The following is an 11881-nucleotide window of genomic DNA, read 5'->3' on the forward strand; positions in this document are numbered from 1 at the left end:
TGCCACATTCCAAATTCGGAATTCGTCTACCCAGCCGTGAAAATGATTCACTGGTTTATATGGAGGTAAAGAAAGCATATCCATCGCACCAATTAGAAATTCTACTTCTGCTTTAGTGTCGGTTGGTACTACTCCTGCACGTTTTACAATTTCAATACCATCTACATACATAATGTATTCACTACCATCAAAGGTAACTGCTACATGATACCATCTATCATCGCCAATAGGATAAGGTGAGGTAATACTACCTGAGCTGTTCCAATTAAATGATAAAATGTTATTCACCAAACTTAAATCGTAACCCTTAGTATCCATTTCTCCATCTCTTTTTGAGAAAATGGTGCGTTTATCTGTACTTGTTGAATTTGGTTTTACCCAAATTTCAAAACTAAATGCACTTTCATCAGATCTATTAAATTGATTTCCAAAGGTTACATCGTCATCTACCCCATCAAAATCCATGGTACTACACGCTGTTGAAAAAGATATTTCTACTGTATCCTCTGCACATTCTACAGACCATTTTAATTCATAGGTTTCATTCTCTACGCCATAGAATCTCGATTTCGGGTTATTAACATCTGCAAAACTACCTCCTGCTCCAGATACAATACTCCAAACACCTCCACCATTAATTGGCTGTTCTGCATTTAATCTTGCAGAGACTCTACCACATCTAGCAAATTCATATTTTTGATCTTCTCCAGCATCTTTTTGATATCTAATCGCAGACGTTAATAAGTAATTCCCAAAAACGCGTCGCTCTCCAATATGCTGAACAGCATTTCCTGCATTACTACTATTAATATGAGACCCTTCATAAACCACAGTCCCGTATAACGAATTTCCAAATGCGGGCCCATAGGCTAATATTGCGGCATTACCATTAGAGGTATTTGTTGGTCCAATGTTTCCTTGATTTGTATCATAAATTGCCGTAACAGTAGTTGGCAACCAACCTCCTGCACCTGTAGTGCCTCCAGCAGCAGATTTTTTAGGTAAATATACATGCTCCGCACCACCTTCTAATGCAGGATGAATTTCTCCAATAAATTGCATTATAGGGTTACCCGCTGTTGAAATAGTGTAAGCAACTTCATCTTGATTAGACCAGCCACCATGACTGCCATGTGCAATTAAACCAAAGTCCGATAAGAAATTTAACTGATCTCCATTTGAGGTAATTATTGATTCTGCTCTACTTACATCTTGACAACCCATCCAAACATTACCGCCACTTAATACATAGTCGTATAATAAATCTTTTTCGTTTTGAGACCAATTATCAGGTTCGGAATGATGTCCCATAACATAAATCTCATCACATCCATTCAACTCGTCAATTCTACCGGTTCTAAAAGAAGTAGCTGGTATTCTTGCAGGTCCAAAAAACGCCTGTCCAATATCTGTGGCTAATGGATTATTAGTGCCTAATGGATGAATTACTGTATTGGCCAAAGTTTTAATAACACCATATACAGGCACATCATTTAATTGATTCAAGTTCCAATGTATATTTACACCAGTATTGTTTTCAGCCTCCCAACTCTGTAATTCGGCAATAACAGTAGGTGTTAAATATTGCTCAGGTATTATAAAAGGACTTGCTTGTAAATTTCTTGTTATGGGTGTAACACCAGATTGTGTAGTTGTACCTGTAACGGTAATATCAATTTGATTAACAATATTTGGGTTGCCATTATCTGAGTCATTCACAAAACTCTTATTTGGATTGATAACCCAATACACGGGCACTTGATGAGTTTCCACCAATTCATAAATCAAGCCATAAGGCCATAAGCTATTTTCTTCCGTTGGAGTAAAAGTACCGCTATCATTACCCATATCTATCACACAGGCTCCTGCAGCTAAATTGAAATATCCAGTAACTCTTTCTTCGCTAAAGCATCCTAAACTATCGCGCACATAAAACTTAAATGGAGCTTCTTGTAAACCAGTAAATGTAGTTGTACTAAACCAATTAACACCATCTATTGAATATTCATAGGGCGCCGTACCACCAGTTACTGTGCCAAAAGTTGCAGTACCATCTGATACTCCTACACTTGAAGGTGCTGTTGTACTAGATCCCGATAACACTAATAAATCTGGCTCATTTATCGTTACATTTTTTATAATAGAACAACCTGTATTGTCTGTTATTGTTACTGTATTTAATCCTGCTTCTAAACTTGTAGCTGTCTGATTGGTTTCTCCATTACTCCATAAATATGCATATGGCGAATTTCCTCCAGAAGGCGTTACTGTTGCCTGCCCATTTGACCCACCATTACATGTCACTGCACTATCCTCTGTTATGGTTGCAGTAATTACTGTTGCCGCATTAATCGTTACATCACAAGTACTTGAACAGCCATTACTGTCATAAACAGTAACAGTATGTGTTCCGTCGGTTAATGCATTTGGATCTGCAGTACCCCAATCATAAGTATATGGTGGAACACCTCCAGAACCTGTAACTGATGCGATACCATCTGAACCTCCAGCACATGTCACATCTTGAACTACTGTTGTTGTACATGCTACTGGAGCCGTAATCGTAATTGTTTGAATGGCATTGCTTGAATTTCCATAAGAATCTGTAAAGGTCCATGTAACTGCTGTTGTTGCTGTTATAGGAAAACTTGTAGCTGTTATTCCAGTAATAGCTCCATCACAAACATCATTAGCTGTTGGTGTTATTGGAGTATATGCACAACCCCATGTTATGTTACTTAATGCAGGTGCAGCCGGAGCGGTAGCATCTACAACGGTAATTTGAGCCGTTGCCGATCCCCAATTATTGCTATCGTCTTTAACCCATAACGTAACTGTATTAGGGCTCGTTGCGATATCATCACAATCAAAATTGGTTTTACTTAAACTTATATCATCAATTCCACAGTTATCCCAAGAACCATTGTTAACCATTGCAGTTGTTAAGGTTGCGTTTCCATTAGCATCTAATGCTAATGTTACACTTTGTGTAATTACAGTTGGCGCAAGATTGTCTATTACAGTTACGTCAAATTGGTCCGTATCTACATTACCATTATTATCGGTTACAGTTAAGATGACGTTCTTAACTTTACCAATATCAGCACAAGTATAGTTTGACTTACTTAATGACATACTTGCTATACCACAGGCATCACTTGAACCATTATCAACTTCTGCCGGAGTTAATGTATAGTTGCCTGAAGCATCTAAGGGAATCGTAACATTTCTTGCCCGTGCAACTGGATTTGTTGTGTCTTCAACTGTAACATTTGCAGTGCCAGTTGATATAAGTCCATTGTTATCGGTTACAGTTAAGGTAACAACATTTGGATTCGTTGTAATATCTGAACACGTAAACGCGGTCTTATCTAAACTTATACTTGCTATGCCACAAGCATCAAATGAACCATTATTAATTGCAGCCGCTGTAATATTTCTGTTACCATTATTATCTAAAGTAACCGTAATATCTTGAGTTGTCACAGTAGGGTTTGTTGTATCTATCACATTTACTGTTCTTGATATCGGATCTGCTGGGTTACCTTCTGCATCATCAACATTATAGTATACTGTATAAGAACCGGTAACTGAAGTGTTTAATCCCGAAGTGTCTACAGTAATGTTTCCTGTAATATCCCCAAAACAAGGGTCAGAAGCTGTAGCTCCAAGTTCTGTATAAGCACCACAAGATTCTATTATTTGCGTGTTTGAACCTACCAAACTTAGTGTTGGAATAGTAGTATCTACTACATTTACGGTCCTGATTTCCTGTCTAAAGTTTCCTTGAGCATCGGTGACATCATAATATACCGGATAAGACCCTACTACAGTTGTATTTACCGATGACGCATCTGTAACGATACTTCCTGTATAATCTCCAAAACAAAGGTCATTGGCTGTAGCGCCTAATTCTGTATAAGAACCACTGCAAGCCTCTATTATCATTGGGTTTGCTCCTGTAATTGTAATAATTGGCGCAGTCGTGTCAACAACATTTACCGTTCTAGTTACCTGATTAGCAACATTGCCATTATCATCTGTAACATCATAAGTCACTGTATAAGTGCCTAAAGTATTCATATCTACAGCAGAAGCATCAATACTAATACTTGAAGAAACTGTACAGTTATCATTTACTGTTGCTCCTAATTCTGTATAGCTACCACAGAGTTCTACGTTCTGAGGATTGGCGCCTGACAAGTTTATGGTGGGTTTAGTAGTATCGACTACCGAAATTTGAGCTGTTGCTGAAGACCAAGTGTTGCTGTCGTCTCTAACCCATAATGTAACTGTATTAGGGTTAGATGCTATGTCGTCACAATCAAAATTGGTTTTACTTAAGCTTATTGTTTTGATTCCACAGTTGTCCCATGATCCATTGTCAACCATAGCGGTTGTTAAGGTTGCATTTCCATTGGTGTCTAATGTTAATGTTACATTCTGAGTAATTACTGTAGGCGCAAGATCATCTACTACAGTTACGTCAAATTTGTCTGTATCTACATTGCCATTGTTATCGGTTACTGTTAAGATGATGTTCTTATTTTTACCAATATCAGCGCAAGTATAGTTTGATTTACTTAATGACATGCTTGCAATGCCACAGGCGTCGCTTGAACCATTATCTACTTCCGCCGGAGTTAAGGTATAGTTACCCGAGGCATCTAAAGAAATCGTAATATTTTTTGCCCGTGCAACTGGATCTGTGTTGTCTACAACATTTACCGTTCTGGTTACCTGAGCAGCTGAATTGCCGTTGGTATCAACTACGTCGTAATACACTGTATATGAACCGGCAACTGAGGTGTTTACAGCTGAGGCGTCTATAACAATACTTCCCGAGATGTCTCCAAAACAAGGGTCGTTGGCTGTAGCACCCAGTTCTGTATAAGCACCACAATTATTAATGATCTGTGGAGTAGCACCAATTAAAGTTATTGTTGGAATAGTTGTGTCTACAACATCTACCATTCTAGTCACCTGAGGAGCTGAATTGCCATCAGAATCAACTACATCATAATAAACTGGATATGAACCTACAACTGAAGTATTTACGGCAGAAGCATCAATTACAATACTTCCGGTAATGTCTCCATCACAAATATCTGAAGCTGTAGCACTCCCCATTACTAAGATAGTGTAATCTTCTACTTCACCATCAATTCCTGTATCACAAGATCCTGGATCAACATTGTATTTCGATGTAACTCTCATTCTTGTTGTTCCTAAAGTTGCACCCATTGGAACTGTAATGGAAAGTCCAGATAATGTAGTTATACCGTCTGTAACATTTGTTGCGGTTCCCAAATCATAAGAACCGTCATCAAATAAATTATTTTGATCCCAATCTATCCAAACTAATACATGACTAGTCCAATTTCCATTAGTATTTACATTCACATTTATTTGATGTGATGATCCTTGCATTACAGATGTTGATTGTGACCCGGTATAATCTGCATACCCTGAATTCGATGCAGAGCTATTATTAATTGAGTTGAATTGAACGGAAGTAGTTCCTGTGTTGTTTGTTACACCGTTTGAAGCACAATATTCTGCATTAGATATGCATGCCTCAATATTCTGAGTTCCTCCATTAAGGGTAATTGTGGGGGCGTTTGTATCTAAACATTGACTAAAAGCTATGCTAAGATTAGTTATTAGCAATAGGATTAGAAACACTCTTTCTTTCTCGTTGATTATTTGTACAACCATAGCAATTTAATTATCAGCAATTTAATCCTGACAAATCAAGTATCTATTTACTTTTAAACATTGAAGTGTGGGGACTTAAATGCTAGGTTTGACCATAAATTTATATAACTAATGGAATTATATAGAGCAAAATAAATGTATTGGCTAATTTTCTTAATAAACTGTAGTAAAGTTACAATCAACTGATTTTCAGCACAAATTAAGAATTCTTCAAGCAAATTGCTTTTATTCGATTATATGTACACATGATTGAAATTTACCTTTAGAAATTAAGAGGGGGGGGTAATCTTCTGAAGGTAGCTATAGCGCATAAAAAATCAGCTAACTAGCTTATATATTTAGTGTTAGCTGATTTTCTTATTAAAATTTAGAAGTAGTTATTTTTTAATAATCTTCTTAGAAATTCTGCCAATAGCGGTTGATAATGACACAATATAAGCGCCTGTTTCTAATTCAGTAACATCTATATTTTGGTTGTCATACACTTCTGATTCTGGCTGCCAATGGTATACTTTTTGGCCTAAAATGTTAAAAATCTCCATTTCTTTGACCCCAACAGTGCCATTATTATATATTTCTATATGATTTTGCTTCCGATTCATAAATACTCGCAATAAATCGTTTAATGTATTTTCTGATGTACTTAACGTTTGTGATCTAAAAACTATTGAAAATCTATTCTTAATTTCACCTGAAGGAATGGTTAATTCTGCCACACCTTCTCTTAAATCAAAATATTGATTACTTTCATTGTCTTTTAAAAATATATTAATCGAACTATCTATCTGCTCTAAACTGTCAATCATAAATTTTACAGTACCTTGATCATAGGCTTCTCCTACAATTACTGTTAAAGGTATTTCTCGCTCATCAATAAAACTATTAAATGCTTGAATTACTTGACGCTTATCTTCTTGAATGAACATAACATCATTATCCATTACTTGTGCAGGCCTTGCGTCGTAACCGGTATCATAGCTATCAGATGCTCCATCAATAAATGAAATCATAATCTGTCTATGTATGTGATTCGGTAAATCAAAACCTAATCGAATTTTTGGAATGCCTGAAGTTCTAGTAAAAATTGAATTAGGGTTCCCCTCCTCTGTTTGATAAACTCTCTGGCTATTTTTAAAAATTACATCTCCACCTGCAGCGCTACCCTGCACATAAAATCCTTGTGCTACAGAAATGTATTGCCCCGGCAATTTAGAACCTATGCCAATCTGACTCACATCTGGATGCGAAGCTGCTAAAGAAGGTGTTGGTACACTTCCCGCCTTTGTATAGGTGCTGTAGCCTCCTTCATATTCATCTAAAATGTGATTGCCTCCGCCCCAATGTTCCCAGAAATACAATGTTTGAGTGGTTGATGTAGCATTGTCGTTAATAAATTGATTTGCGTCGATTGCTGATGGAAAAGGATTTCCAACCAAAGAAATATAAGGATTATTAGGGTCTGAAGGAACAGAGAATGTCGTATGTATTAAATCACGACCTTCTGGTGCATTATTTGGTTTACCTCTAAAAACATAATTCTGTTCAGTAGTAATTCCGCTCGCTCCAGAAGTTCCTTTCATAGTGAATCCCTCTGTTGGGTTTAAGGTATTGTTATGCCCTATATGTTGCCAATTGGCATATGCACTGCCTTGATTTACAAATTTCCATAACCAATATGTTGCAATACGCCTAGGAGAGGTTAAAGCTCCATCTGCAAAATATGGGTCACTACCTGTTGGTTCAAATACAATTGTGTTCGGGTTTTCTGGGTCTGAGCCATCTCTTAACACTTCTTCTACAGTAAAACTACCATTATTTACTGTGGTAGACCTGCTTGCCACAGGCGATGACCAATAATTATAAGTAAAACTATTTTGTGTGCCTTGTTGATCTCTTTCTATATATCCACTACTATCTAGGTCTAAAATACTCTCAGGGCCTTGAATCAACTGCGATTCGTTTTTTAAATCTATTTTTCCATCAAGTTTTAAATATCTAGATATATTTAATTGGTAATCGTTTCCGTCTTGTCCAACTATTAAATTCGAGTCTGTGATATTCTCTTCTGTAACATCTGAAACTATAGAGTTAGAAATAAAGCCTAAGACTTTTACATCTGTATTTGCAACTACATTGTGCGAAGAAGAAACTATATTCCAGTCTATTTTGGTAACACCATCTATGCTTAAACTATTTGGAGCATCCCATACTGTATCTCCATAAGTCCAAGGAGTGGTGGCAGAGGTGTCTTCCCAATTTCCATCTCTAATTGTAGTATATGGAATTGGGGCTGTTTGCGGCATTAATGTTGTCGTATTTCTTGGTATACCATTAAATGTATTTGATGATAAGTCTTGAGCGTTATCGCCATTCATATTATAGTAACCATCTGAATCTGACCATTGTATACCACCTTTTATGTTTTCTGGAACAACTACCCCTCTTACATTTGATCCGCTTTGCATAATTTCTTGATTCATCATTTGACGAATCTGTTCCGGAGAAAGTGCATATTTCCAAAAACGCACTTCATCTATTGCCCCGTTAAAAAAGTTTTTGGGGGCCGAAGGAGTAGAGCTATCGTATATCGCTCCAATAATAGATTTTTCTGTTCCTACATAAGGCAATTCGCTTGGCGTAACTCTATTTACCTCAACACCATCGATATATAGTATAGCATCAGAACCATTATAAACAAATGCGAAATGATACCATCTATTATTATTTATTGCATATGGAGAAATAAGATTCAAAACAGTATTTCCAGAGGCGTTATACCAGACCACCTCTGGCCTATTATCTGAACGGACTCCCATATGATAGCCTCTCAAACTACCTGCATTTACATCTCCTTTAGAAATTATGGTTCCATATTCTAAAGCAGGGCTAACTTCTTGCATAACCCATGCTTCAAAAGAATAAACACTCTCTATTCTATGACTGTCTCCAAAGTCTATATGGTCGTTTATTCCATCAAAATCTAAATAGATTACCGTATATCTCCAATCTCGATCTGTACCGCCATCAACAATTGGATGAGAGTCGGGGTTTAATCCATTATTTGTTGGGTCAAATACGCTTGTATTATTGTCAAAACCATCATCTAAACCATCGCCATCTGAATCTGCTCCATTCGGAACACCACTATTTGAATTTGAACCAGCATCTGCCACACCGTCGCCATCTGAATCATGGCCCTCAATAATATCGTCTTCTTCGTTTTCATCAGAGTTGGTGTCTAAATAATCTGGTATACCATCATAATCTGTATCAACAGGAATTATTCCTGACCCACCAAAATTTACATTGTCAGAATCATAATTATCATCAATCCCATCAGTAGTTCCTCCTGAATCAGCATCTGAATTAGCAGGGTTGATATAGCTTCCTGTTGCTTGTGCCTCAGTATTATCGGTTATTCCATCATCGTCAGAGTCAATATCCATAAAGTTGGGCCTACCTGTACCATCGATATCACCCGTTGGATATACATTTGGCACTCCATCGGCATCTGTATCTGCCCCTGTTATCATTAAAGCTGAAGGGCCATCAAAAGCATCATGATATCCATCTGAGTTTATATCGACAAAAGCATCTAACATACCATTAGCATCTGTATCTTCTCCCATTGCTTCTATTATATCTAATATTCCATCGTTATCACTATCGAGGTCTATTCTACTTTTTAAACCATCTCGATCAAAATCATCATCATAAAGTGTTGTTATTTCTTCTGCGAAATATACATTTGGAGTAATATCATATGCGTCTGGCAATCCGTCTGCATCGGTATCTGTTAGCACATCAATAATACCGTTACCATCTGTATCAACCCCTCCTGCCTCCACTAAATCTGGAATACCATCGTTATCGCTATCGGAATCGTAATAATCGTCAACTCCATCACCATCGGTGTCTAATCCACAATAATGCATCGCAGCGATACGTATTGTAGAACTATCTGGTTGATCTACAACAAACTCAATTCTACTGATAGCAGTGGATGGAAAATAAAAATATACTGAACCAAAGTCATCGCTTAATACAGCATCTCCATTATTATTGCCAGCTGTACCGTAGTAATGGTCATAAAATGTATTTCCTGTTTGCGTGATATAACTACCTATTTTATAGATGTTATTGCTTGTAGTTAAGTCTATTAAATTGTTAGAGCTATCATAAACGTTAACTGTCCATCTTTCATTTTCATCGAAATCGACTAGCTTAAAAAACAGGCCTTCAACATCATCTTGGAAATCAAATGTTAAAGTCCCAAGGGTTCCAGGGCCATGAACTCTTACTGCCCAACCATGTTCTCCAGCAAAATAACTTGTAATTCTATTAAACGCTCCTACCGTACTGAAGTTTAAAATATTACCATCATCCATTGTTAAAGAATTCCCGTTAATTGTTCCGGTAATTGTTTCTTCATTTGAAGTTACTCCAGTAGAATTCAATCCTTCAAAATTTGAAGTATAGCAACCTTCAACGATATCAGGAACTCCATCATTATCATCATCACTATCTATAAAGTCTGCTACTCCATCATTATCAACATCAGGGGCAGCTGGAGGTACAAACACATAATCATTATTAGTGAACATTTCAAAATTAAAACTCGTATCAGAGCTTGTGCCTGTTACTTGATGAATTTCTACACCAATTTCATATGTGCCTGGGGCTGTAAATGGATTAATTATCTTTTTAGACACCCAAGTAGACTCGTCACCACCTGCAACGGTTCCAGTAGCATCTGTATCATAATCAAAAGTTGCTGGCATGTTATTGCTCCACACTTGATTTCCATCTATATAAACTACCATACCATCATCTCTAATAGCATTCATAACTAATGTTGCATTGGCCGCATCTGTTGCAGATACTGTAAATGATTTTCTATAGTAGGTTGTTCTACTATTTGGGTCGTTAATTCTACCGTCAAACACAGTGGTTACTTCATCACCATCACCATATCCTAATTCCGCATTCCCGGTGGCCCATGAACTATAATCAAAAGTCGGATCGTACCATGCTGTTCCTTGGTTTGATCCATCATCTAAATAAGACCAAACTCCTCCTGCCTCTATTAAAGCTCCAGACCCACTAATATTAAATGTATATGAGCTTTCATCTGGATCGTTATTTAAAATCGTTACAACTGCAGATCTTAGCCCTGTAGCTGTAGGATTAAACGAAATATCGAATGTTGTAGTATTCACAGAGGGTATTGCTGCATTTGGAACACTACTTAATGTAAAGTCTGCTATATCTCCAGAAATTGTAACATATGGTGCTCCTCCGGTTAAATTTAGGTCGGGTGCTCCAAAATTCGCAATGCTAAAAGTATGTGTAATTGGCATGCCTAAAACTGCGTGCATACCAAATTCTGTATTGTTTGAAGCGTCCGGAGAATTTGAACCATCTCCAACAATTTCATTCCCTAGGCCTGAAACAATAATCTCCGGATTAGCAGATAAGGTATATCCCTTAATATGGATATTATCTAAATAAATATCGTCATTATTAGTCCCTGCATCACACTGAATTCTAAATCTAGCATTTGGACTAAAGACATATGAACTTGCATTTAAGCTAACCGTTCTCGTATAATTTGTGTCATTATTAAAGTCTGTGCCACTAGAAAGTGCTGCTACAGTATGCCATGTTGCGCCATCAAAATAACGGATCCAAAAATCATCTCCAGTTTCCATGCCAACTGCTCTAAAATCAAATGTGAAGTCTATTGCAATATAACTTGAAATATCGATGTTATTTGAGGTCATTGCAGATGCGTTTCCTGAGTTGTCTTGTAAATTAATTGACCAACTACCGTTTGGCCCATTACCGTCTACTCTAAAACAATCTCCACCTCCGTCATTCCAAATACCCCAACCAGTGTTGAAGTTTTCATTATCTATTGTTGTTTGACTAATTATTGTTACAAAACTTAGCAACAATAAACCCGTACTTAGGATTTTTTTAAAATGTGTAGTTGTTTTCATAACAAGTGGGGTTCTTATGAGATTATTAAACTCTAAGTTGATTAACTATTAATCAACCACATTTTAGTTGGAAGTATGCTATTTATTATGGGTTAGGTGTAGCTAATTAACAAAATAAAATGGAAAAATAAAAATTTTTATACCGTTTATTAAAATAATCG

At 36.8% G+C, this 11881-nt stretch carries 2 protein-coding genes; both read right to left on the bottom strand.

Annotation, left to right across the window (positions count from 1 at the left end; genetic code table 11):
• A partial coding sequence (locus ACYQ5R_RS04640) for an immunoglobulin-like domain-containing protein (protein ID WP_460189752.1) occupies positions 1-5718 on the bottom strand: 5718 nt, incomplete at its 3' end.
• 377 nt (positions 5719-6095) lie between these two features.
• Positions 6096-11720, bottom strand: coding sequence for a LamG-like jellyroll fold domain-containing protein (locus ACYQ5R_RS04645; protein WP_460189753.1), 5625 nt, complete (start codon positions 11718-11720; stop codon positions 6096-6098).
• Between the last annotated feature and the right edge of the window lie 161 nt (positions 11721-11881).

Source organism: Urechidicola sp. KH5 (genome assembly GCF_054661455.1).

What these genes read in the sequence shown, in the direction of transcription:
- ACYQ5R_RS04645 (WP_460189753.1), bottom strand. Translation starts at nt 11,720, where the DNA reads ATGAAAACAACTACACATTTTAAAAAAATCCTAAGTACGGGTTTATTG.